The organism is Candidatus Rokuibacteriota bacterium (assembly GCA_016188005.1).
In the GTDB taxonomy this organism is placed as follows: domain Bacteria; phylum Methylomirabilota; class Methylomirabilia; order Rokubacteriales; family CSP1-6; genus UBA12499.
The window spans coordinates 1-21,856 of the sequence record JACPIQ010000112.1; the positions used below are offsets into that span (position 1 = coordinate 1).

At 68.4% G+C, this 21,856-nt stretch carries 20 protein-coding genes and 3 tRNA genes; 11 read left to right on the plus strand and 12 right to left on the minus strand.

What is annotated here, in order from left to right:
- Positions 1 to 160: 160 nt before the first annotated feature.
- From HYV93_21655 to dnaA, 12 genes are all read right to left on the minus strand, one after another.
- A complete protein-coding gene (locus tag HYV93_21655) occupies positions 161 to 304 on the minus strand; it encodes a hypothetical protein (protein MBI2528576.1) in 144 nt (47 codons plus the stop codon).
- A 647-nt stretch (positions 305 to 951) separates the two neighbouring features.
- Complete coding sequence (locus HYV93_21660; protein ID MBI2528577.1) at positions 952 to 1,383, minus strand: nucleoside deaminase; 432 nt, start codon at positions 1,381 to 1,383, stop codon at positions 952 to 954.
- Between the two features lie 108 nt (positions 1,384 to 1,491).
- Positions 1,492 to 1,568: transfer RNA gene (locus HYV93_21665), tRNA-Arg, on the minus strand.
- Between the two features lies 1 nt (position 1,569).
- Positions 1,570 to 1,663, minus strand: a tRNA-Ser gene (locus HYV93_21670).
- Between the two features lie 44 nt (positions 1,664 to 1,707).
- Positions 1,708 to 2,748 (minus strand): SMP-30/gluconolactonase/LRE family protein, encoded by a 1,041-nt coding sequence (locus HYV93_21675; GenBank protein ID MBI2528578.1) that lies wholly within the window; start codon positions 2,746 to 2,748, stop codon positions 1,708 to 1,710.
- A 31-nt stretch (positions 2,749 to 2,779) separates the two neighbouring features.
- A tRNA-Ser gene (locus HYV93_21680) sits at positions 2,780 to 2,869 on the minus strand.
- 11 nt (positions 2,870 to 2,880) lie between these two features.
- Positions 2,881 to 4,173, minus strand: a complete 1,293-nt coding sequence (gene serS, locus HYV93_21685) for a serine--tRNA ligase (GenBank protein ID MBI2528579.1) — start codon at positions 4,171 to 4,173, stop codon at positions 2,881 to 2,883.
- An 83-nt stretch (positions 4,174 to 4,256) separates the two neighbouring features.
- On the minus strand, positions 4,257 to 6,689 hold the full coding sequence (gene gyrA / locus HYV93_21690) for a DNA gyrase subunit A (protein ID MBI2528580.1): 2,433 nt from the start codon (positions 6,687 to 6,689) through the stop codon (positions 4,257 to 4,259).
- 13 nt (positions 6,690 to 6,702) lie between these two features.
- Entirely contained in the window at positions 6,703 to 9,084 is a 2,382-nt protein-coding gene (gene gyrB, locus HYV93_21695; GenBank protein MBI2528581.1) for a DNA topoisomerase (ATP-hydrolyzing) subunit B, read from the minus strand.
- Entirely contained in the window at positions 9,081 to 10,169 is a 1,089-nt protein-coding gene (locus HYV93_21700) for a DNA replication/repair protein RecF (GenBank protein MBI2528582.1), read from the minus strand. Before HYV93_21700 ends, gyrB begins: the two co-directional genes overlap by 4 nt.
- A gap of 24 nt (positions 10,170 to 10,193) precedes the next feature.
- Positions 10,194 to 11,288: a DNA polymerase III subunit beta gene (dnaN, locus tag HYV93_21705; protein ID MBI2528583.1), complete on the minus strand. Its 1,095-nt coding sequence runs from the start codon at positions 11,286 to 11,288 to the stop codon at positions 10,194 to 10,196.
- Between the two features lie 164 nt (positions 11,289 to 11,452).
- Positions 11,453 to 12,772 (minus strand): chromosomal replication initiator protein DnaA, encoded by a 1,320-nt coding sequence (dnaA, locus tag HYV93_21710; GenBank protein MBI2528584.1) that lies wholly within the window; start codon positions 12,770 to 12,772, stop codon positions 11,453 to 11,455.
- A gap of 336 nt (positions 12,773 to 13,108) precedes the next feature.
- Between dnaA and rpmH the strand changes: the two genes are divergently transcribed.
- The 11 genes from rpmH (at position 13,109) to HYV93_21765 (ending at position 21,844) form a co-directional block, all read left to right on the plus strand.
- The gene (rpmH, locus tag HYV93_21715) at positions 13,109 to 13,243 is read left to right on the plus strand and encodes a 50S ribosomal protein L34 (protein MBI2528585.1); all 135 of its coding nucleotides are present in this window, start codon (positions 13,109 to 13,111) and stop codon (positions 13,241 to 13,243) included.
- 10 nt (positions 13,244 to 13,253) lie between these two features.
- Positions 13,254 to 13,625 (plus strand): ribonuclease P protein component, encoded by a 372-nt coding sequence (gene rnpA, locus HYV93_21720; protein ID MBI2528586.1) that lies wholly within the window; start codon positions 13,254 to 13,256, stop codon positions 13,623 to 13,625.
- Positions 13,622 to 13,873 (plus strand): membrane protein insertion efficiency factor YidD, encoded by a 252-nt coding sequence (gene yidD / locus HYV93_21725; protein ID MBI2528587.1) that lies wholly within the window; start codon positions 13,622 to 13,624, stop codon positions 13,871 to 13,873. The genes rnpA and yidD overlap by 4 nt, the downstream gene beginning before the upstream one ends.
- Positions 13,873 to 15,549: a membrane protein insertase YidC gene (gene yidC / locus HYV93_21730; GenBank protein MBI2528588.1), complete on the plus strand. Its 1,677-nt coding sequence runs from the start codon at positions 13,873 to 13,875 to the stop codon at positions 15,547 to 15,549. The genes yidD and yidC overlap by 1 nt, the downstream gene beginning before the upstream one ends.
- Before the next feature lie 79 nt (positions 15,550 to 15,628).
- Positions 15,629 to 16,291: a 16S rRNA (guanine(527)-N(7))-methyltransferase RsmG gene (gene rsmG / locus HYV93_21735; GenBank protein MBI2528589.1), complete on the plus strand. Its 663-nt coding sequence runs from the start codon at positions 15,629 to 15,631 to the stop codon at positions 16,289 to 16,291.
- A gap of 79 nt (positions 16,292 to 16,370) precedes the next feature.
- A complete protein-coding gene (locus tag HYV93_21740; protein MBI2528590.1) occupies positions 16,371 to 17,132 on the plus strand; it encodes a ParA family protein in 762 nt (253 codons plus the stop codon).
- Positions 17,125 to 17,985, plus strand: coding sequence for a ParB/RepB/Spo0J family partition protein (locus tag HYV93_21745; protein ID MBI2528591.1), 861 nt, complete (start codon positions 17,125 to 17,127; stop codon positions 17,983 to 17,985). The genes HYV93_21740 and HYV93_21745 overlap by 8 nt, the downstream gene beginning before the upstream one ends.
- Positions 17,986 to 17,998: 13 nt before the next feature.
- On the plus strand, positions 17,999 to 19,114 hold the full coding sequence (mnmA, locus tag HYV93_21750) for a tRNA 2-thiouridine(34) synthase MnmA (GenBank protein MBI2528592.1): 1,116 nt from the start codon (positions 17,999 to 18,001) through the stop codon (positions 19,112 to 19,114).
- 74 nt (positions 19,115 to 19,188) lie between these two features.
- Positions 19,189 to 19,755 carry a F0F1 ATP synthase subunit B gene (gene atpF, locus HYV93_21755; GenBank protein ID MBI2528593.1) on the plus strand — a complete coding sequence of 189 codons (567 nt, stop codon included), beginning with the start codon at positions 19,189 to 19,191 and terminating at the stop codon, positions 19,753 to 19,755.
- A gap of 13 nt (positions 19,756 to 19,768) precedes the next feature.
- Positions 19,769 to 20,314 carry an ATP synthase F1 subunit delta gene (atpH, locus tag HYV93_21760; protein MBI2528594.1) on the plus strand — a complete coding sequence of 182 codons (546 nt, stop codon included), beginning with the start codon at positions 19,769 to 19,771 and terminating at the stop codon, positions 20,312 to 20,314.
- 3 nt (positions 20,315 to 20,317) lie between these two features.
- Positions 20,318 to 21,844, plus strand: coding sequence for a F0F1 ATP synthase subunit alpha (locus HYV93_21765; GenBank protein MBI2528595.1), 1,527 nt, complete (start codon positions 20,318 to 20,320; stop codon positions 21,842 to 21,844).
- The last annotated feature ends 12 nt before the right edge of the window (positions 21,845 to 21,856 follow it).

Sequence of the window (21,856 nt, forward strand, 5' to 3'; positions counted from 1 at the left end):
ATGACCACCTCCTGGCGAGGAAGTAACCACGGCCCAGCTTGGCCGCCGGGCCCCGGGTGGCGGAAAGGTTTTGAGAAACCCCTGGGGGAAAGGTTCTGAGAATCAGCCTGCTACGTGGGGGAATGCTTCTGGGAAATCACAGTATCCGCGGGCATCTGGATCAGTCGCGGCCAAGTTCGGTCCAGCCGTCACGCTTGAGCGCCTCGGCGCAGGCGGTAGCGGCGTCGTGCGAGCCGAACGGTGGGCGCTGACAGACCTGAACTTGGCCGGTCTTGGGGTTCTTCATCACGACCGTCGTGGTCACGCAGGCTGCGAGAGCAGCAACACACGCGAGCAGGAGGAACCCAGTTCGCGGTGACATAGCGGTCCTCCTCCTTCCCGCTTCCCGCCCGTGATGACGCTGGCCGCGATCGCCGCCCGCGAAGCACTGCAACTCCGGAAGCGACGAGGGGACTACGAGCGGGCCCGGGCTCGACTTCTCCGCGTTACAGGCGCTTCCACCCCGCGCCCTCGAGCTTGCGGGCGCAGTCCTCGTTGGCTGAATGCGCATTCAACGGCGGGTCCACCCACACCCCACACTGGAAGACGGAGCCGGTCTTCGGATCCTGCATCAGGATTACGGCTTTTGAGGCACAACCGACCAGGAGCGACAGCACGAAGAGTCCGAGCAGAACCGTTCGCATCATCGCCTCCGTCTGTCGTGGGAGAGGTGGGCCCCCAACGGCAGTCCAAGTCTAGTCCAAGTGCGGGGGCTCAGTCGAGGTCATTCGGGACTACTCTTGATGAGGAAGCCGCGAGTGCCAGAGACACGAACACCCGCGAGAATCGCGGGCATTCATGATCTTGGTCAATCAGGTGTGATCTAGCGTGACACGGGAAGGGGCGATTTCGAGTCGGACGCCTTCAACCGGGCTCGGCCACCCCTCCGGACCAACTCGATGTCGTCCGGCGTCATCTTCTTCGCGCTTGGAAGAACTCGCGCAGCAGTCCCCCGCATTCCTCGCTTCTCACGGCCCCCGTCACCGCCACTTCGTGATTCATCCGGCCGTCGTCCAGCAGCCGGTACAGGCTTCGCACGGCGCCCGCCTTGGGGTCGGGCGCGCCGTAGACCACGCGCCCGAGCCGCGCCAGGAGCGCCGCCCCGCAGCACATGGGGCATGGCTCCACCGTCGCATAGAGCGTCGCGCCGGGGAGCCGGTAATTCCCCAGCGCGCGGCCGGCCGCCCTGAGCGCCAGCAACTCGGCATGGGCCGTGGGGTCGCTCGTGGCGATGGGCCGGTTCCGTCCGCGGCCGATGACCCGACCGTCCAGCACCACCACGGCGCCCACCGGGACCTCCCTGGCGGCGCCGGCCTGCCGCGCCTCCTCCAGCGCCAGGCCCATGAAGCGCCCATCCTCCGCAGCGGGGCCGGGAGGCTCGGGCCCCGGGTGCCTCATCGACCACCTGCTGAGAGCGGGGGCGCCGCTGTCGCGACTCCCCCGCCCTCGACCTGGTGCGCCCAAGAGGAATCGAACCTCTGACCTTCGGATTCGTAGTCCGACGCTCTATCCATCTGAGCTATGGGCGCGTGGCGGAGAGGCCGGGATTCGAACCCGGGACAGAGGTTTTGCCCCTGTAACCGCTTAGCAGGCGGCTGCCTTCGGCCGACTCGGCCACCTCTCCAAACACTGAAGCCTACCGAGTATAAAGGATTTCAGCCGGCGCGACTACCGGGAGCCTGCCTGGGCCCCCTCCCAGTGGACCATGGGCAGGCCGGCGACGGGGGAACGGAAGCTGGGGATGCACCTCCCGCGCAGGCTGCCGAGATACACCGTCCGGAGATCGGGCCCCCCGAAAGTCACGCTGGCGAACCAGGGCGCCAGCGTGCCTCCGCAGGCCAGCATGTGCTCGGGCGTGACAGCGTCCCGCTGGAAGGCCTCCTCCAGCGCCCGGCTGGCCTCGGGCTTGCCGTCGTCCAGCAGGATGCGCAGGTCCCCCTCGGGCGTGAGGGCGAAGATCTGGTCGGCCATGACGAGCGTGCCCCAGAGATTGCCGTGGGCGTCGAAGGCGATGCCGTCGGGAAAGCCGGCGGTTCCGAGCTTGCTCGGGCCGAAGACCTCGCGGTGGCTGAGGCTGCCGTCGGGGTGCACGCGCATGCGCGAGATGCATGGCCCGCAGGTCTCGACGATGAACATCCACTCCTCGCGGGCGTCCAGGCGGATCTCGTTGGTGAAGCGGAAGCCGTCGGCCACGATGCGCAGGCCGCGATCGTCCACGAGGGCGATGTAGCCGTCGGCGATCTTCGGGCTCACCGCCTGCATCCAGTTCTTGATGCGTGTGGAGACGGTCAGCCAGATGCGGTCTCTGGAGTCCCGCAGCACGAAGTTCACCTTGCCGATGGGCTGGCCGTCGATCTCGTCGTAGAGGACCCGTGTGGCCCCGTCGCGTGTCATGACCTCCAGGCAGTCGGTGCCGAAATTCGAGATCAGGAGGTCGCCGTTGCGTGCGAAGGCCAGGCCGTTGGGAAGCGTGCCCTTCGTGAACCGGTCGGCCTCGCTCGTGGCCTGGGCGAAGCCCCGCGCATAGGACTGCGTGATGATGCGCTGGCTGCCGTCGGGGGCGATCCGCACCACGCCCCCGCGGGCATCGGCGGCCCAGAGCGTGCCGTCGCGCTCGGCGAGGATGCACTCCGGCCGCTGCAGATCCTGACCCACGGAGCGGATCTCGCTGCGGTCCACCGTGAAGCCGTCGAGCGGGTTGGCTGTCATGTCCTCTGGCTCCTCTGCGGGCGATGGGGAGTGGCGGAGGGGGAGGGATTCGAACCCCCGGCCCCTTGCGGGGCTCCGGTTTTCAAGACCGGCGCCTTCAACCGGACTCGGCCACCCCTCCGCGATCCGAGCCTACGCGCCGGCGGCGATCCTGTCGAGGCCTCCCATGTAGGGACGGAGCGCCTCGGGGATGGTCACGGAGCCATCCGCCTCCTGGTAGTTCTCGAAGACGGCGATGAGCGTGCGTCCCACGGCGAGCCCCGAGCCATTGAGGGTGTGACAGTACTCCACCTTGCCGCCGCCGGCCGGGCGGTACCTGAGCTCCAGCCGCCGGGCCTGGAAGGCCTCGCAGTTCGAGCAGGAGGAGATCTCCCGGTAGCGGGCCTGGCCGGGCAGCCACACCTCGAGGTCGTAGGTCTTCGCCGACTGGAACCCCATGTCCCCCGTGCAGAGCGCCACGACGCGGTAGGGCAGCTCGAGCCGCTGGAGCACCGTCTCGGCCGCGCGCACCAGGGACTCGAGCTCATCGTAGGACTGCGCGGGCGTGGTCACCTTGACCAGCTCCACCTTGTCGAACTGGTGGTGGCGGATCATCCCCCTGGTGTCCTGGCCGTAGGTGCCCGCCTCCCGCCGGTAGCAGGGCGTGAAGGCGCAGTAGCGCTTCGGCAGCGCGCTCTCGGCGAGGATCTCGCCGCCGTGCAGCGCCGTCACCGACACCTCCGCGGTGGGGATCAGGTAGAGGGGGCGACCGGCCTCCGGCTCGAGCGCCTTGAAGAGCTGCTCCTCGAACTTGGGCAGGAGCCCCACCCCCGTCATCGTCTCGGCGTTGACGAGATGCGGGACCCAGACCTCGGTGAAGCCGTGCTCGCGCGTGTGGAGATCCAGCATGAGCTGCGCCAGCGCCCGCGACAGCAGTGCCGCGGCGCCCCAGAGGACCACGAAGCGCGACTTGGCGATCTTGCTCGCGCGGTCGAAGTCCAGCAGGCCGAGGGCCTCGCCCAGCTCGAAGTGCTGCCGCGGCTCGAACGAGAAGTGCCGCGGCGTGCCCCAGCGGCGCACCTCCACGTTGTCCTCGGCCGTGGCGCCCACCGGCACGCTCGCGTGCGGGAGGTTCGGCAGCTCCAGCGCCAGGGCGTGGAGCCGCGCGTCGGCCTCCTTCACTCGCGCGTCCAGGGCGCGGATGCGCTCGCTCACCTCGCGCATCCGGGCCAGCTCCGCCTCGGGAGTCTCTCCGCGCCGCTTGGCCTGTCCGATGGCCTCGGAGGCGCGGTTGCGCTGGGCCTTGAGCTCCTCGGCCTCGTGGAGCAGGGCGCGCCGATCGGCGTCGGCGGCCAGGACCTCGCGCAGCGAGACGCCGCCGCCGCGAGCCGCGAGGGCGCGCTCCACCATCTCGGTCTGCTCGCGCACCAGCCTCACATCGAGCACCCGTCACCTCGAAAAAAAGAGGCCGCTCGCTCGCGGCCCCGCTGTGCCCCCCGCGGGGGGCGGCCCCACCCGTGGGGCGCGGGCTAGGGCGCCGGCGCCTGCTCGGCTTCCACGCGCGCCAGGCTCCCCACCTGGTCGTCCGGGTCGAGATCGATGATCCGCACCCCCATGGTGTTCCGCCCCTGGGAGGTGACATCCGCGGCGTGGATCCGGATCATCTTGCCCTTGGTCGTCACCAGGAGGAGGTCGTCGCCGTCGCGGACCTGAAGCATGCCCACCACGTGGCCGTTCCGCCCGGCCGTCTTGATGTCGATGATCCCCTTGCCGGCACGCCCCTGAAGGCGGTACTCGTCGAGCGGCGTCCGCTTGCCGTAGCCGCGCTCGGTGACGGTGAGGACGGTCATGCCCTCCTGGACCACCTCCGCGGCGATCACCTGGTCTCCGTCCTCCACGTCGATGCCCCGGACCCCGGCGGCGGTCCGTCCCATGGGCCGCACCTCCTCCTCGGAGAAGCGGATGATCACCCCGCTCTTCGTGGAGAGGAGCGCCTCTCGCTGGCCGTCGGTCCGCCGCGCGGCCATCACCTCGTCGCCATCCTCGAGCGTGATGGCCACGATGCCGCCGGCCCGCGGGTGCGAGAAGGCGGAGAGCTCCGTCTTCTTGACCTTGCCCTGCTTGGTCGCCAGCAGGACATAGCCGCCCGACTCGAAATCACGCACCGGCACGCACGTGGCGACGGTCTCGCCCTCGGCGAGGGCGAGCACGTTGCTCATGGCCCGGCCCTTGGCCTGGCGGCTCCCCTCGGGGATCTCGTGGACCTTCAGCCAGTGGACCTTGCCCTTGTTCGTGAAGAAGAGGAGGTAGGAGTGCGTCGAGGCCACGAACAGGTCCGCGACGATGTCCTCCTCCTTGGTCTCCATGCCGGTCACGCCCTTGCCGCCCCGCTTCTGGCTCCGGTAGGCCTCCACGTGGGTGCGCTTGATGTACCCGGAGCGCGTGATCGTGACGACCATGTCCTCGTCGGCCAGGAGGTCCTCGATGGTGAGGTCCGCGGTCTCGGCCAGGATCTCCGTGCGACGGGCATCCCCGAACTCCTCCTTGAGGGCCAGGAGCTCGGTCTTGATGATGTCCATCAGCCGCCGGTCAGAGGCGAGGATCCCCCGGAGGTCGGCGATGAGCGTCAGCGTCTGCTCGTGCTCCTCCACGATCTTGTGCCGCTCGAGCCGGGTCAGCCGCTGCAGCTGCATCTGCAGGATGTGGCGCGCCTGGATCTCCGAGAGGTCCAGCCGCCGCATCAGCGTGTCGCGGGCGGCGTCGGGGCTCTCGGCGGCGCGGATGATCGCGATGACGAGGTCGATGCCGTCGAGCGCCTTGCGCAGCCCCTCGAGGATATGCGCCCGCTCCTCCGCCCGCGCCAGGTCGTACCGGGTCCGCCGCGTCACCACCTCCCGGCGGAAGGCGACGAACTCCTGGAGCATCTGCTTGAGGGTCACGACCTGGGGCCGCCGCCCCACCAGCGCCAGCATGATGACGCCGAAGGTGGACTGCATCTGCGTGTGCTTGTAGAGCTGGTTGATCACGATCTGGGGGATCTCGCCCCGCCCGAGCTCGAGCACGATCCGGATGCCCTCGCGGTTCGATTCGTCCCGCCGCTCGGAGATGCCCTCGATCTTCTTGTCCCGGATGAGCTCGCCGATCTTCTCGATGAGCGAGGCCTTGTTGACCTGGTAGGGGAGCTCCGTGACGATGATCGCCTCGCGCCCGCCTCGCAGCTTCTCCGCGTGGGCCTTCGCCCGGAGGGTGATGATGCCGCGCCCCGTCGTGTAGGCCTCGAGGATGCCCGCGCGGCCGTAGATGTAGCCGGCCGTCGGGAAGTCGGGCCCGGGGATGGCCTGCATCAGCCGCTCGATCGGGACCTCCGGGTCGTCCACGAGCAGGACGAGGCCGTCCACGATCTCGGCGAGGTTGTGGGGCGGGATGTTGGTCGCCATTCCCACCGCGATGCCCGAGGAGCCGTTGACGAGCAGGTTCGGCACCTTCGTCGGCAGCACGGTCGGCTCCTGCAGGGACTCGTCGAAGTTCGGCGTGAAGTCCACCGTCTCCTTCTCGATGTCCGCCAGGAGTTCGTGCGCGATCCGGGCCAGGCGGGCCTCGGTGTAGCGCATGGCGGCCGGCGGGTCGCCGTCGATGGAGCCGAAGTTCCCCTGCCCGTCCACGAGCGGGTACCGGAGCGAGAACTCCTGCACCATCCGCACCAGGGCCTCGTAGACGGGCGCGTCGCCGTGCGGGTGGTACTTGCCGAGCACTTCCCCGACGACGCGCGCGGACTTCTTGTAGGCGCGGTTCCAGGTGAGCCCCAGCTCGGACATGGCGAAGAGCACGCGGCGGTGGACGGGCTTGAGCCCGTCGCGGATGTCGGGCAGCGCCCGCCCGACGATCACGGACATCGCGTAATCGAGGTACGACCGCCGCATCTCCTCTTCGATGGGGACCGGCGTCTGGCGCTCCGGGCTCATGGGGGGCGGGGGCCTAGATGTCGAGGTTGACCACGTACAGCGCGTTCTTCTCGATGAACTCCCGCCGGGGCTCCACGGCGTCCCCCATGAGCACCGTGAACATCTCGTCCGCGCCCACGGCGTCCTCCATGGTGACCTTGAGCAGCGTCCGTGTCTCCGGGTTCATGGTCGTCTCCCAGAGCTGCTCGGGGTTCATCTCGCCGAGCCCCTTGTAGCGCTGCAGCGTGGTGCCCTCCTTGGCGAGGTCCATCACGACGCGCACCAGTTCCTCCAGCGACCGGGTGGCCACCTCCCGCCCGCTCGCACCGTCCACCACCGAGCAGGGCCCCCGGTGCACCGGCGCGATCGTCTCGAAGCACTCGAAGAGCTGCGTGTAGTCGGGCGACTTGAGTAGCTCAGGACTGAAGGCCGTCGGCTGCGGGCCGGCCAGTTGGAGCACCGCGCCGTCGCCGTTCTCGCCGGACTCCACGCGCGCCTCCCAGCCCGGGAGCTCCTGCGCCACCCCCTGGACCGCCGCCGCGATCTCGGCATCCCCCACCCCGCGCTTGGTCGCCTTGAACTTCCTCCGCAAGAGCCCGTCCAGAATCGCCGCCGGGATCCCGCGCCGGCAGTACTTCCCGAAGAGCGCCCGGAACTCCAGCACCCGCCGGAGCGTCTCGAGGAGCGCCTCGTCCCGGAGCGGCGCCGCCTTCCCGGGCACCTTCACGCTGGACTTCTCCACCCAGTGCGCGAGCAGGAACTCCTCCATCTCGCGCTCGCTCATCAGGTACTTCTCCGCTCGCCCCTTCTTGACCTTGAAGAGCGGCGGCTGGGCGATGAAGAGATGCCCGGCCTCGATGACGGGCACCATGTGCCGGAAGAAGAACGTGAGGAGGAGCGTGCGGATGTGGGCCCCATCCACGTCGGCATCCGTCATCAGGATCACCTTGTGGTAGCGGAGCCGGGCCACGTCGAACTCCTCCGGGCCGATGCCGGTCCCCAGCGCCGAGATCAGCAGCCGGATCTCCTGGTGCGAAAGCACCTTGTCGTACCGCGCCTTCTCGGCGTTGATGATCTTGCCTCGCAGCGGCAGCACTGCTTGCGTCTTCCGGTCGCGCCCCTGCTTGGCCGACCCGCCCGCCGAGTCCCCCTCCACGAGGAACAATTCCCGGAACTGGGGCTCGCGCTCCGAGCAGTCCGCCAGCTTCGCCGACAGCCCCTCGTCGTCGCGCCCCCCGCGGCGCGTCAGCTCGCGCGCCTTCCGGGCCGCCTCCCGCGCCTGCGCCGCGCGCACGCACTTGTCGACGATCTTCCGCGCGATCGTCGGCTCTTCCTCGAAGGCCTCACCCAGCTTGTCGTTGACGATCTGCTGGACCAGGCCCTTGACGTCCGTGTTGCCGAGCTTCGCCTTGGTCTGCCCCTCGAACTGCGGCTCCGGGATCCGCACCGACACCACCGCGGTGAGGCCCTCCCGGACGTCGTCCCCTGTGACCGCGCCCTTGAAGCCCTTGAGATACCCGTTGGCCTGGGCATAGCTCGAGATGGTCCCGGTGAGCGCCGCCCGGAACCCCGTGAGGTGCGTGCCGCCCTCGCGCGTGTTGATGTTGTTGGCGAAGGAGAAGACGTTCTCCTGGTACCCGTCGTTGTACTGGACCGCGACCTCCACCTCGATGCCGTCCTTCTTGCCCTCGAAGAAGAGCACCTTCGGGTGGATGGGCGTCTTGTTCTGGTTCAGGTGCTTGATGAACTCGATGATGCCGCCCCGGTACAGGAACGTGTGGCTGCGCTCGTCACGCTCGTCCTCGATGACGATCTTGAGCCCCTTGTTCAGGAACGCGAGCTCCCGCAGGCGGTTGGACAGTGTGTCGAAGGAGAAGGCCGTCTCCTCGAAGATCTTCGCGTCCGGCTTGAAGCGGATGATCGTCCCGTGCTTCTGCGTCTTCTCCCCCGGGGCCAGCTCCCCCTGGGGCACACCGTACTCGTAGCGCTGTGTCCACACGCGCCCGGTGCGCCGGATCTCCATCTCGAGCCACTCGCTGAGCGCGTTGACCACGGAGACACCGACGCCGTGAAGGCCGCCGGAGACCTTGTAGGCCGAATGCTCGAACTTCCCGCCTGCGTGCAGCACGGTCAGCACGACCTCGGCGGCGGACTTCCCGCTCTCCTGGTGCAGGTCCACCGGGATGCCGCGCCCGTTGTCCCCCACCGAGCAGGATCCGTCTCCGTGCAGGATGACCTTGATGCTGTCGCAATAGCCCCCGAGCGCCTCGTCCACCGAGTTGTCCACGACCTCGTAGACGAGGTGGTGGAGCCCGTAGGCGCTCGTGTCGCCGATGTACATGGCCGGGCGCTTGCGAACGGCCTCGAGCCCCTCGAGGACCTTGATGTCTCTGGCCGTGTAGGTCTCGGGCGTCATGCCGCTCCCTGCTCCAGCTGCAGGCTCTGATCCTCGACGTGCCCGCCCCTGACGGCCCACCGGACACTCTGGCGCGCCGGCAGGCTTCGCTCGACGGTCGTCAGGAAGACCTGCCCTGCTTCCTCCACGTGCCGCAGCACGTTCCCCTGCACCGCGGGATCCAGCTCCGAGAGCGCGTCGTCCAGGAGCAGCACCGGACGGCTCCCCACGGCGCGCTCGACGGGCGCGGCCTCGGCCAGCCGCAGCGCCAGCGCCATGACCCGCTGCTGCCCGCGCGACCCGAAGCTCCGCACGTCGCGTCCGTCCATCTCGATGCCCAGGTCGTCGCGGTGGGGTCCGACGAGGGACTGCCCCCGGCGCACTTCATCCCGCCGCCGCGCCCGGAGCGCCTCCACGAAGCCTGCCGCGGAGATGCCGGCATCCAGCGAGCCCTGATACTCGAGTCGCACCGCCCCGCTCCCGGCCAGCGCGGGATAGAGCCGAGCCACCTCGACCGCCAGCTCCGCCCCCGCCCGCCGCCGGCGATCCATCAAGTCCACTCCCTCGCTGGCCAGCTGCTGATCCCAGGGCTCGATCCGCGCATCGATCTCCCCCGCCGCGAGCCCCGACTGCAGGAGGTGGTTCCGCCGTGCGAGAATCTTCCGGTACCGTGTGAGCCCAGGCAGATGTGCCGGGAAGATCTTCCCGGCGAACCCGTCGAGAAAATTCCGTCGCGCCTGAGGTCCCCCCCCGACGACACCCACGTCCTGCCAGCTGAAGGGAATCGCCCGGACCCACGCGCAGCCCTCCCCCAGGACTGCCCAGCCGCCGTCCTGGCGCCGGCCGACACTCCGCCGCAACTCCCGCGTGACGTCCCCGCGGCACACCTGCCCGGCCAGCGTGGCGCCTTCGCTGCCCCACCGCGGCAGATCCCCCGGCTTGCCCGCACGGAACGATCGACCAACGAGGAGGAGAGCGAGGGCTTCGAGGAGGTTCGTCTTACCCTGCGCGTTGGGTCCGGTCACTACGTTGAGGGCTGCTGCCGGCGAGTAGGAAAGGGTGCGGTAATTACGGAAATCTGACAGATGAATCCATTCGATGTGCACCCGCGGCCTACTCCTCCCTCGCTCCTAGATTCGCATAGGCATTATAACACAGAGCGCCCCCTCCTCCTCGAAGCTCTTGATCACGCCGGGGCTCAGCGCGTCGTTCAATTCCAGCACCACCTGCTCCGCCGCCTGGGCACCGAGGGCGTCCAGGACATAGCGCGAGTTGAAGCCGATGGTGACCTCCTCTCCCGCGTACTCAACCTCCAGACTCTCCTCGGCCTCGCCGAAGTCCGGGTGATACGCGGAGAGCTTGAGGGCCCCGGGGCCGAGGGCGAACTTCACCGGCCGCGTCCGCTCCTCGGAGATCACCGACACCCGACGGAGCGCCGCCGCCAGCGCCCCGCGGGAGATCGTGATCCGCTTCGGATGTGCCTTCGGCACGACCTGCTCGTAGTTGGGGAACGTCCCCTCGATGAGCCGCGCGATCAGGAGGAAGTTCGGCATCTGCAGCACGAACTGGTTCTGGCTGATGGCGAGCTGGACCTCCTCCCCCGACCCCACGATGCGGGCGATCTCCTGGACGGCCTTGCGCGGCACGATGCCAGACACGGGTGGGGGGCTGTCCACGAGGGGCCGCACGGCCAGCGCCAGCCGGTGCCCGTCGGTCGCCACCAGCCGGAGATCCTTGCCCTGGACGGTGAAGAGGATCCCGTTCAGCGCGTAGCGGCTCTCGTCGTGGGAGATCGCGAAGCTCGTCTGCGTGAGCATGTCACGGAGCACCTTTCCGTCCAGGCTGATCCTCGAGGCCACCTCCGCAGGAGCGACGGCCGGGAAGTCCTCGGGGGTCAAGCCCACGAGCCTGTAGGCGGCCCCGCCGCAGCGCAGTGCCACCCAGGCATTCTCCTGGACCCGGATACCGAGTGCCGCCGGGGGAAGCTCCTTGACGATCTCCACGAGCTTCCGCGCCGACATCGTGATCCCCCCGGGCTGCACAACCTTGGCCGGGACGGACACCCGCGCACCGACCTCCAGGTCGGTCGCCGTCAATCGCACTGTTTCGGCCTCGGCCTCGATCAGCACATTGGCCAGGATGGGAAGTGTCTGGCGGGGTTCCACAATATTGTGGACCATCTGCAGGCCCCGGAGGAACGCATCACGATCCACATGGACTTCCATAAGATCTCCCTGGATTTAGAGAGAAGAGAAAGAAAGTATCGTCGTCGTCGGAGTCGTCGGGGGTGTGAATGACGTGGATTGCGGGCAAGCGCACGGAAAAAGAGGGGTGATCGGGCGGCAGTGTCGGTGCACGGAGCCGTGGATAGCGCGGGGGACGGTGTGGATCACAGGGAGATCCCCTGTGTGAGGGTGTCGATGGTCTTCCTGAATTTCGGGTCATCCTGGAGCAATAGTTGGATCTTCTCGACGGCGTGCAGGACCGTGGTGTGGTCCTTGCCGCCGAAGGAGCGGCCGATCTCCGCAAGGGAGGCATGCGTGAGCTGGCGGGTGAGGTACATGGCGATCTGCCGGGGGAAGGCGATGTTGCGCGTGCGGTTCTGGGCGCGGAGGTCGGAGAGCTTGATGCCGAAGAAGTCCGCCACCTTGCGCTGGATGTGATCCACGGAGATGACGCGCTCGTCCTCACCCCAGAGATCGGCCAGAACCTCCTGTGCCAGGTCGATGGACATCTCGCGCCCGCTCAGGGCGCAGAAGGCGACCATGCGCGTGAGCGAGCCCTCGATCTCGCGGATGTTGGCCTTGATGCGGCTGGCGATGAGATAGGCGACGTCGTCGGGCAGACGAACCCGCTCGACCTCGGCCTTCTTCTTGAGGATCGCGACGCGGGTCTCGAAGTCCGGGGGCTGGATGTCGGCGATGAGGCCCCACTCGAAGCGCGAGCGGAGCCGCTCCTCGATCTCGGGGATCTCCTTGGGGGCGGCATCGGAGGAGAGCACGATCTGCTTGCGGGCCTCGTAGAGGTCGTTGAAGGTGTGGAAGAACTCCTCCTGCGTGCGTTCCTTGCCGGAGATGAACTGGACATCATCGATGAGCAGGAGGTCGATGTTCCGGTACTTGCCGCGGAACTCGGCGGTGCGATCGTAACGGATGGCATTGATGAGCTCGTTGGTGAAGCGCTCGGAGGAGAGGTAGAGCACCTGCATCTGGGGATAGGCGCGGGCGACCTGATGGCCGACGGCGTGCAGCAGATGGGTCTTGCCGAGCCCCACCCCGCCGTAGACGAAGAGTGGGTTGTAGGCCTTTGACGGCAGGTCGGCGACGGCCTGGCAGGCGGCCTGGGCGAACTGGTTAGAGTTGCCTACAACGAAGGACCCGAAGGTGTAGCGGGCGGAGAGGCCGGAGACGGGAGCGTCTGTGGCGGGGGCTGTCCCGGGCGCGGCCAATGACTCGGCGCGCGGGGGCTCGCGGTCGACCTCGAAGGCGACTCGCGGGGCGCCCCCGAGGACCTCGCGCGCGGCGGATTGCAAGGCGTCGGCATACCGCTGGGCGAGCCAGTCGCGGGCGAACTTGCTCGGGGCCGCGACCCGGAGCTGATCGCCGTGGACCGCGACGAGCCGGCACGGGCGCACCCACGTCTCGAGAGTGGTCGCGGGAATGCGGCTTTCCAGGGCCACGAGGAGCCGGCCCCACAGGGAGTCAAGCATGGGGAACCTCCGCGGGCGCGAGAGCCCGCCGACTTACACACAAGGTTATCCACCGGCGTGGATAACTCAAATGGCCTTGTCCGGCGAGGAGATGCTGAGCAGATGCACGGCCAACCCGGTCACGGCGTCCCATCGGTTCGATCGTTAGATAGCCGCCACCATCCCGGCGAGCTAACAGGCCCGCGGCCGTCCGCCACGCCGGCCGGACCCCGCGGGACGGGATGAGGCAGCGAAAGGTACCACAGGCAGAAAAGGGGCCGCAAGGGGGTACGGCGGCTTGACTTGCCGAGAGCCGGCGAGTAGGGTGTGGAGGTTGTACCACTGAAAGGAATTCGCATGAAGAGGACGTTTCAGCCGAATCGCCGCCGTCGGAAGAAGACGCACGGATTTCGGGCGCGCATGAAGACAAAGGGGGGCCGGAGGGTGTTGAAGGCCCGCCGCGCGAAGGGGCGGAAGCGCCTGACGGTGTAGCGGAGGCGAGATGACGGGAGCCAGACGGCCCCGCGCGCTTCCCGCCAGCGAGCGCCTTCGGCGAGCGACGGAGTTTCAGGCCGTTTTCAAGCAGGGAAAGCGAGTCGAGCGGGCGGGATTCGTCGCGCTCTGGCATGCCACGCCCGGGGCGCGCAGGGCTGGCTTCACCGTGACTCGCCGGGTGCGCGGGGCGGTGCACCGCAACCGGGTGCGCCGGCGGCTGCGCGAGGGGTACCGCCTTCAGGAAGGAGCCCTGCCGCAAGGACTGTCGGTGATCTTCGTGGGGCGCGAGGGCGCGGAGGCGGCCTCGTTCGCGGCGCTGGCGGCGGAGATGGGCGCCGTCATTGCGACCATCCGCCAGCGAGCGGGCGCAGGGGCGTGAATCCCGGCACCCGGCTGGCGGCCCTCGGCGTACGCGGCTATCAGCTCGTGCTTCGCCCGCTGCTGCCGCCGGCCTGTCGCTTTGTCCCGAGTTGTTCGGAGTACGCGATCGCCGCGCTTGCCGAGCACGGGCTGGCACGGGGGACGTGGCTGGCTCTCCGGCGTATCGCGCGCTGCCACCCGTTCCATCCCGGCGGGTACGATCCGCCTCCGCCCCGCCCAGGGGCAGCCGACGAGCAAGGAGCGTGATGGAGAAGCGAGCGATCCTGGCCGCCGTCCTCATGGCCGGCGTACTGCTCTTGTACCAGACCTTCTTCGTGGCCCAGCAGGAGCCGACGCGGCCGCAGACGGTCGAGAAGGCCGCAGCACCGCCGGCCGCGCCAGCGACACCAGCTCCGTCGGCGGCCACTGCCGCGCCGACCCCTCCCCTCCCCATCACGCCGCGGCCGGCGGCGGCGGCACCCCCGGAGAGGACGGCGGTGGTCCAGGGGCCTCTCTACCGGGGTGTCGTGAGCAGCTCGGGCGGGGCCCTGCAGGAATGGCAGCTCGACTACCGCGGCCAGAAACCGATGGTCGTCGGAAGGCTTCTCGGGCCCAGGGGGCTTCGGATCGAGCGCGCAGGAGCGGCGGCCGTGCCCATAGCCTTCGAGATCTCCGCCGAGGCGCTCAATCTCGGGGCGGGGAGCCCACAGGGGGAGCTGGTGCTCGTAGGCGACGACGGCTACGGGCTCAGGATCACGGAGGTGTTGCGGTTCAGGGCCGACACCTACGCGATCGAGCAGACGCTCCGGGTCGAGAACCGCCACAGCGTGGCCCAGAGCGCGGATGTGATGCTCCAGTGGACTGGGCCGGTGGAGTGGCCGAAGGAGGAGCCAGAGAAGTTCCAGGGGCAGCATCCGACGCGGCTAGTTGGAATGCTCGGGGGCGCCGTGCACCGGGAGGAGGTGGCGAAGCCCAGCGGGTTCGGGGGCGACGGGGCCTGGGTAGGCCTCGAGAGCGAGTGGTATCTGGCGGTGCTCGTCGCCAGGAGTCCTGGCTTCAAGGTGATCACGGAGAAGAATGGGACCTCCGTGTCGGTGGGGCTGCGGGCGACGCTGCCACGGCTCGAGCCTGGGCAGTCCTGGGAGGGGCAGGTTCTGACCTACGCCGGGCCGAAGGAGTACGATCGACTCAAGGCGCTGGGTTTTGGGCTAGAAAAGACCATATTTTTCGGCGGGTTCCCGATGCCTCAGTCGTACGGAGGTCTGCCCATGGAGTGGGTGGCCGTCCCCGTCCTGTGGCTGATGCATTGGTTCTATGGCTTCATCGGGAACTACGGAGTGGCGATCATCCTGCTCACGGTGGTCTTCAAGGCGCTCTTCTTCCCGCTCACGGTGAAGAGCTTGAAGTCCATGAAGGGGATGCAGGCGATACAGCCGCAAGTCAATGCCCTGAGGGCGAAGTACAAGAACGACGCGCAGCGGGTGCAGCAGGAGACGATGAAGCTCTACAGGGAGCACAAGGTGAACCCGCTGGGCGGATGTCTGCCCATGGTGATCCAGATCCCGATCTTCTACGCCCTCTACGTCGCGTTGTCCGTCTCGGTGGAGATCCAGAACGCGCCGTTCATCTGCTTCGGGCGCCTTCTCGGGATGGATCTGTGGATCTGCGACCTCGCCGCCCAGGACCCCACGTATGTGCTGCCCATCCTCATGGGCATATCGATGTTCGTCCAGCAGAAGATGACCCCCGTGATGGGAGACCCGCGGCAGGCGAAGATGATGCTCATGATGCCGGTCGTCTTCACCTTCATGTTCCTGAACTTGCCGTCCGGGCTCGTACTGTACTGGACGCTGTCGAACGTGCTGCAAATCGTCCAGCAGCACTACATGGACCGCAGCGGGAAGGTCGAGAAGGCTGCGGCCCGCGTCCCGAAGAAGGCGTGACCGGGGCTGCAAGCCTGCGGCATCCCCTGCCCGGCAGCTCCGGCAAGAGCGGGTCCGCTCCTCCAGGCAGCAGCTGATCGTGCCCGGCAAGGCGAGGGAGCCGGTGGAGGAATTGGCCTCTGCGTTCCCTGCCCTGACGGGCCATGCAGCCTCGGCGCAGCAGCGCCGACAGTTCTCGCGGTACCTCGAGCTCCTGATCGCCTGGAACAAGGCTCTTGACCTGACCGCTCTGGCCACCCCGGAGGCGATAGTCAGGCACCTCTTCCAGGACGCCCTTCTATTCCTCCCGCTCTTGCCACGCCGGCGGCCGATCAGGATCGCCGACATCGGCACAGGGGCCGGATTCCCGGGGCTACCGTTGAGGATAGCCGATGACGGAATCAGCCTCACCCTCGTCGAGGCCAGGCGCAAGCGCGTGTCCTTTCTATCGACTGTGAAGCGGGAACTGGGGCTTGGGGACGTCGAGATCCTCCATGGCAGGGCCGAGGCGATTCTGTCAGAGCAGCCGGCTCTTGCGGGGACATTCGACGTGGTGGTCTCGAGAGCCATGGCGCGGCCGACGGAGCTCATCGGCCTGGCGGCCCCTTACCTCGTGCCAGGAGGGCTCCTCATTGCCACTGGCCCGCCCCAGGGCATTCAGCGGAAGGCGCTGCCTCCGGGCCAGGACGCAGAGTGGCGAGAGATTCCCTACCCGGCGCTCGGGTTGAAACGGACGTTTCTCGTGTCTGTCAGGTCAGGTTGATTTCGCCAGGCAATATGGCGTAGTGTTCCACGTGGAACAGGGCAGCTGACGTTCCACGTGGAACGCACAAGGAGGGCAGTTGAGCAGGGCCATAGCCGTTGTCAACCAGAAAGGCGGCGTGGGCAAGACCACGACAGCCATCAACCTCGCCGCAGGCCTCGCTCTGGCGAACAAGGCTACCCTGCTGATCGACCTCGACCCGCAAGGAAATGCCACGACGGGGCTCGGTGTGGACAAGGCCCGGCTAGAGCATACAATCTACGACGTCATGCTCGACGGCTGGCCCATCGAGAAGGCGGTTCTTCCCAGTGAGCTGCCCTTCCTCTCCCTCGTTCCATCGGACATCGACCTCGTCGGCGCCGAGGTTGAGCTGGTAGGGAGGGCGGACAGAGAAAAGCGGCTCAAGGGGGCCGTCGATCGAATCAAGGCATCGTTCAGCTACGTGATGATCGACTGTCCGCCGTCGCTGGGGCTACTCACGCTCAATGCGCTCACGGCCGCGGACTCTGTGCTGATCCCGCTCCAGTGTGAGTACTACGCCATGGAAGGGCTAGCCCATCTGCTCCGGACCATCGGGATGATCCGCGAGCGGCTGAATCCAGGACTCAAGGTCGAGGGAATCGTCTTCACGATGTTCGATGGGAGGACGAGCCTGTCCGGGCAGGTGAGGGACGAGGTGAGGCAACACCTGGGGGGCGAGACGATGTCCACAGTGATTCCCCGGAACGTCCGCCTGACCGAAGCGCCAAGCCATGGGCGACCGGTATTCCTCCACGACATGAGGTCAGCCGGGTCTGTCGCCTACCTCGAGTTGACCAGGGAGGTGCTCTCACATGGCTAGCAAGCATGGGCTGGGCCGCGGCCTGGGTGCGCTCCTGGCTCCCTCTGACGCCAGCCCTGTATCGGCTACGGCTGGAGCCTCCATACAGGAGATCCCTATAGACGCCATAGCCACAAACCCCCAGCAACCGAGGAAAACCTTTGAAATAGCCACATTGAACGAGCTGGCGGCCTCGATGCGTCAATCGGGAGTCATACAGCCGATAGTCGTCCGCACCATGGGCCAGGGGTACCAATTGATCGTGGGAGAGCGGCGCTGGAGGGCGGCCAGGCTGGCGGGGCTCGAGAGGATCCCCGCGGTGGTGCGCGAGGCCACGGACTCCCAGAGCCTCGAGCTCGCCCTGATCGAGAATCTTCTGCGCGAGGACCTGAACCCGATGGAGGAGGCGGAGGCCTATCAGAGGCTCCTGGCACAGTTCGCCTGGACTCAGGAGGAGCTGGCCGAGCGGGTGGGCAAGGATCGGAGCAGCATCGCCAATTGCCTGAGACTCCTCAGGCTGCCGGAGTCCATCCAGGCCGATCTCCGCGCGGGGCGGCTGACCATGGGGCATGCCCGCGCGCTCCTCTCGCTCGAGTCGGCAGCGGATCAGCTCAGGCTGAGGGAAGAGATCCTGGCCCATTCCTGGTCCGTGAGGGCCACGGAGGAGGATGTCCATCGCAAGCGCGGCCGGCTGCCCCGGCGCCCGGTGCGGCGCTCGGCGGAGCTCGGCGCCCTCGAAGACGCGCTCCGGGAGGCCCTGGTGACGCGCGTGCGCCTCGTCGGCAACGAACGCCGCGGGCGCATCGAGATCGCCTACACGTCGCGAGAAGACCTCGATCGGCTGAGCGAGCGTCTCACGGCACGTCGGGGCTGAGGGCGCGCCGCGGATGGCCGAACGCATCGTCGTCGGGATGAGCGGAGGTGTCGACTCGTCCGTCGCCGCGGCCCTCCTCGTGGAGCAGGGGCACGAGGTCGTGGGCGTCACGCTCCGGGTCTGGCCGTCGCGCGAGCCTGCCGGGCCGGCACAGCGATTCGGCAGCTGCTGCTCTCCCGAGGCCGTCCACGATGCCCGCCAGGTGGCCCGCCGCCTCGGCATCGCGCATTACCTCCTCAACAGCGAGCGCGAGTTCGACGGGGCCGTCGTGGAGAGCTTCGCGCGGGAGTACGCGGCGGGACGGACGCCCGTGCCATGCGTGGTCTGCAACCAGAAGGTGAAGTTCGGCTCGCTCCTCCACCGTGCGCGCGCGTGGGAGGCGGCGGCCGTCGCCACCGGCCACTACGCGCGGATCAGCCGGGATGAGCGCACGGGCCGGATGCTCCTCTGGCGCGGGCGGGACCGGCGGAAGGATCAGTCGGACTTCCTCTGGCCGCTCACGCAGTCGCAGCTTCGGGCCGCGCGCTTTCCCGTGGGCGACATGACGAAGCCGGCCGTCCGCGACAGGGCCCGCACCCTCGGGCTCGTCACTGCGGAGACGCCGGAGAGCCAGGAGATCTGCTTTGTCCCGGACAACAACTACCGCAGCTTCCTGCGGCGGCGAGACCCGGCGGCCTTCCGCCCTGGGCCCATCCTCGACGGCCGGGGCACCGTGGTGGGCCGGCACGCCGGGCTGGCCGACTTCACCGTGGGGCAGCGCCGAGGGCTTGGCCTCTCCGGCCCCCGGCCTCTTTACGTGACGGCGCTCGATCCGGCCCGGAACGCGGTAGTGGTAGGCCCGGCCGAGGAGGTGGAGACGGACCGGCTGCGGGCCGAGCGGGTGAACCTCATCGCGATCGAGTCGCTGGGAGCGCCGCTGCCGGTGACCGCGAAGATCCGCCACACCCAGGAGCCGGTACCGGCCACGCTTCACCCCGCGCCCCCCGGGGAGGGGGGCGAGCGGGCAGTGGAGGTGCGCTTCGCCGCCCCGCAGCGCGCGGTGAGCCCGGGGCAGTCGGTGATCTTCTACCAGGGCGACCTCGTGGTCGGCGGCGGCGTCATCGGGCCGGTGTCTCCGGGTTCGCCTTGACAGTTTCGCCCCGGGCGTGTTACTACGCTAGCGTTTGTCCCAAAATTCACAACGCCTCAGCCGGAGAATTCACGATGCGCCGAGTCTTCGGGATTGCTGCGCTCCTCGTGGCCCTGCTGCCCCGCCTGGCCGCCGCCGCCGGCGGGGAAGGGGGGCTCATCAACCTGGACAGGTCCCTCATCATCCAGGCCATCAACTTCCTCCTCCTCCTCTTCATCCTGAGCAAGCTGCTCTACCGTCCGCTCCTCGCCAAGCTGGAGGAACGATCGCAGGCCATCAAGAAGTCGCTCGACGAGGCCCAGGCCGCGCGCGCCGAGGCGCAGAAGCAGCGGGAAGAGCACGCGGCGAAGCTCCAGGCCGCTCATGCCGAGGCGCAGGCCATCCGCGACACCGCCCTCAAGGAGGCCTCTGACGAGCAGCGCCGGCTGGTGGAGGCCGCGCGCGCCGAGGCCGCGCGGCTGGTGGAGGGCGCCCGGGCCGAGATGCAGCAGGACATCCGGCGGGCCCGCCAGGAACTGCGCCAGGAAGTCGGTGACCTGGCCGTCGCCGTTGCCGAGCGGCTGATCAGGAAGAGCCTGCGCGAGGAGGATCACCGGCGGGTGGTCCAGGAGGCGCTGGCCAGCATGGAGCGCGGGCGGTGAGGCGGGGCCGCCGATGAAGGCGCGGCAAGGCACGGCCAGGCGCTACGCCAAGGCCCTGTTCATGATTACTCGCGACGCGGGGACGGGCGAGACCGCGGCGCGCGAGCTCGAGCGGTTTCAGGAGGTCATCCGGCAGAGCCCGGAGCTCGGAACGGTGCTCGGGCGACCCTGGGTGAAGCCGGCGGAGCGGCACGCCGTGGCCCTCGCCGTGGCCGAGCGCGTCGGTTGCGGCAGGACCGTGCGCGATCTGGTGGCGCTGGTGGCCTCCCGGGGGCGCATGGACCACCTGCGCGAGATCGTGGAGGCCTATCGCGCCCTCGTGGACGAGGCGGCCGGCCGCGTCCGCGCCGTGGTGCGCACCGCCGTCCCTCTCATCGAGGATGAGCGGCGGCGGCTGGCCGGGCGGCTCGAGCGCGCGCTCGGCAAGCAGGTCATCCTCGAGGAAAGCGTGGACGCCTCGCTCCTGGGCGGCTTCGTGGCCCAGGTGGGCAGCCTCATTCTCGACGGCAGTCTCGACGGGCAGCTCCAGCGCATGCGCGAGCGCCTGGCAAGGGGATAGCTCATGATCAAGGCGGAAGAGATCAGCGAGATCATCAAGCGCCAGCTCCAGGGGTACGAGGCCGAGGTCGACCTCAAGGAAGCCGGGCGCGTGATCGAGGTGGGCGACGGAATCGCGCGGATCTACGGCCTCGAGAAGGCGCTCGCGGGCGAGCTCCTGGAATTCCCCGGCGGCGTCTACGGGTTGGTGCTGAACCTCGAATCCGACAATGTCGGCGCCGTCCTGCTGGGTTCGGACACGCTGATCAAGGAAGGCGATCCCGTGACCCGGACCAAGCGCATTGCGCAGGTGCCGGTCGGGGAGGCCCTGATCGGCCGTGTCGTCAACGCGCTGGGCCAGCCCGTGGACGGCAAGGGGCCCATCGACTCCAAGGAGTTCCGCTCCATCGAGCGCTACGCCCCCGGCGTGGTGGACCGGCGGTCGGTGAGGGAGCCGTTGCAGACCGGCCTCAAGGCCATCGACGCCATGATCCCCATCGGCCGCGGCCAGCGCGAGCTCATCATCGGCGACCGTCAGACCGGCAAGACGGCCATCGGCGTCGACACGATCATCAACCAGAAGGGGCAGGGGGTCTATTGCTTCTACGTGGCCATCGGGCAGAAGCGCTCCACGGTGGCCCAGGTGGTGAAGGTCCTCGAGGACACGGGCGCGATGGCCTATACCACCGTGATCATCGCCTCGGCCTCGGAGTCGGCGCCGCTGCAGTACCTGGCGCCCTATAGCGGCTGCGCCATGGGTGAGTACTTCCGCGACTCGGGGCGCCACGCGCTGTGCATCTACGACGACCTGTCGAAGCATGCCCAGGCGTATCGTCAGCTGTCGCTGCTCCTGCGCCGGCCGCCGGGGCGCGAGGCGTATCCGGGCGACGTCTTCTACCTGCATTCGCGGCTGCTCGAGCGCGCCGCCAAGCTCAACGACGAGCTGGGCGGGGGCTCGCTCACGGCGCTGCCCATCATCGAGACACAGCTGGGCGACGTGGCGGCCTATATTCCGACCAACGTCATCTCCATCACCGACGGCCAGATCTACCTCGAGTCGGACCTCTTCTTCTCGGGCATCCGGCCGGCGGTGAACGTGGGTCTGTCGGTGTCGCGCGTGGGTGGCTCGGCCCAGGTCAAGGCCATGCGGCAGATCGCCGGCAAGCTCAGGCTGGACCTGGCCCAGTACCGCGAGCTTGCGGCCTTCGCGCAATTCGGCTCGGACCTCGACAAGGCGACGCAGCTGCAGCTCGCGCGCGGGCAGCGGATGGTGGAGGTGCTCAAGCAGGGCCAGTACGTGCCGCTGCCCCTCGAGCGCCAGATCGCCAGCATCTTCGCGGGCACCCAGGGGATGCTCGATGATCTTCCCGTGGACCAGGTCCGCCCCTTCGAGGCCTCCCTCTACCCGCTCCTCGAGCGCAAGCACGCCCAGCTCCTGGCCGACCTCGCCAACAAGAAGGAGCTCACCGACGAGATCCGCGAGCGTCTGACCCGGGCCATCGACGAAGCCAAGGCGGAGTTCGTCGCCGCGCGGGGCATCAAGGCCGCCTGAGGCGCGGCGACC

Excerpts from the sequence above, each read along its gene's own strand:
- rnpA (MBI2528586.1), top strand. The coding sequence starts at position 13,254 with ATGACGGGAGCCAGACGGCCCCGCGCGCTTCCCGCCAGCGAGCGCCTT.
- gyrA (MBI2528580.1), bottom strand. The coding sequence starts at position 6,689 with ATGAGCCCGGAGCGCCAGACGCCGGTCCCCATCGAAGAGGAGATGCGG.
- dnaN (MBI2528583.1), bottom strand. The coding sequence starts at position 11,288 with ATGGAAGTCCATGTGGATCGTGATGCGTTCCTCCGGGGCCTGCAGATG.
- mnmA (MBI2528592.1), top strand. The coding sequence starts at position 17,999 with ATGGCCGAACGCATCGTCGTCGGGATGAGCGGAGGTGTCGACTCGTCC.
- dnaA (MBI2528584.1), bottom strand. The coding sequence starts at position 12,772 with ATGCTTGACTCCCTGTGGGGCCGGCTCCTCGTGGCCCTGGAAAGCCGC.
- yidC (MBI2528588.1), top strand. The coding sequence starts at position 13,873 with ATGGAGAAGCGAGCGATCCTGGCCGCCGTCCTCATGGCCGGCGTACTG.
- gyrB (MBI2528581.1), bottom strand. The coding sequence starts at position 9,084 with ATGACGCCCGAGACCTACACGGCCAGAGACATCAAGGTCCTCGAGGGG.
- HYV93_21745 (MBI2528591.1), top strand. The coding sequence starts at position 17,125 with ATGGCTAGCAAGCATGGGCTGGGCCGCGGCCTGGGTGCGCTCCTGGCT.
- HYV93_21675 (MBI2528578.1), bottom strand. The coding sequence starts at position 2,748 with ATGACAGCCAACCCGCTCGACGGCTTCACGGTGGACCGCAGCGAGATC.
- rpmH (MBI2528585.1), top strand. The coding sequence starts at position 13,109 with ATGAAGAGGACGTTTCAGCCGAATCGCCGCCGTCGGAAGAAGACGCAC.
- atpH (MBI2528594.1), top strand. The coding sequence starts at position 19,769 with ATGAAGGCGCGGCAAGGCACGGCCAGGCGCTACGCCAAGGCCCTGTTC.
- HYV93_21660 (MBI2528577.1), bottom strand. The coding sequence starts at position 1,383 with ATGGGCCTGGCGCTGGAGGAGGCGCGGCAGGCCGGCGCCGCCAGGGAG.
- HYV93_21765 (MBI2528595.1), top strand. The coding sequence starts at position 20,318 with ATGATCAAGGCGGAAGAGATCAGCGAGATCATCAAGCGCCAGCTCCAG.
- atpF (MBI2528593.1), top strand. The coding sequence starts at position 19,189 with ATGCGCCGAGTCTTCGGGATTGCTGCGCTCCTCGTGGCCCTGCTGCCC.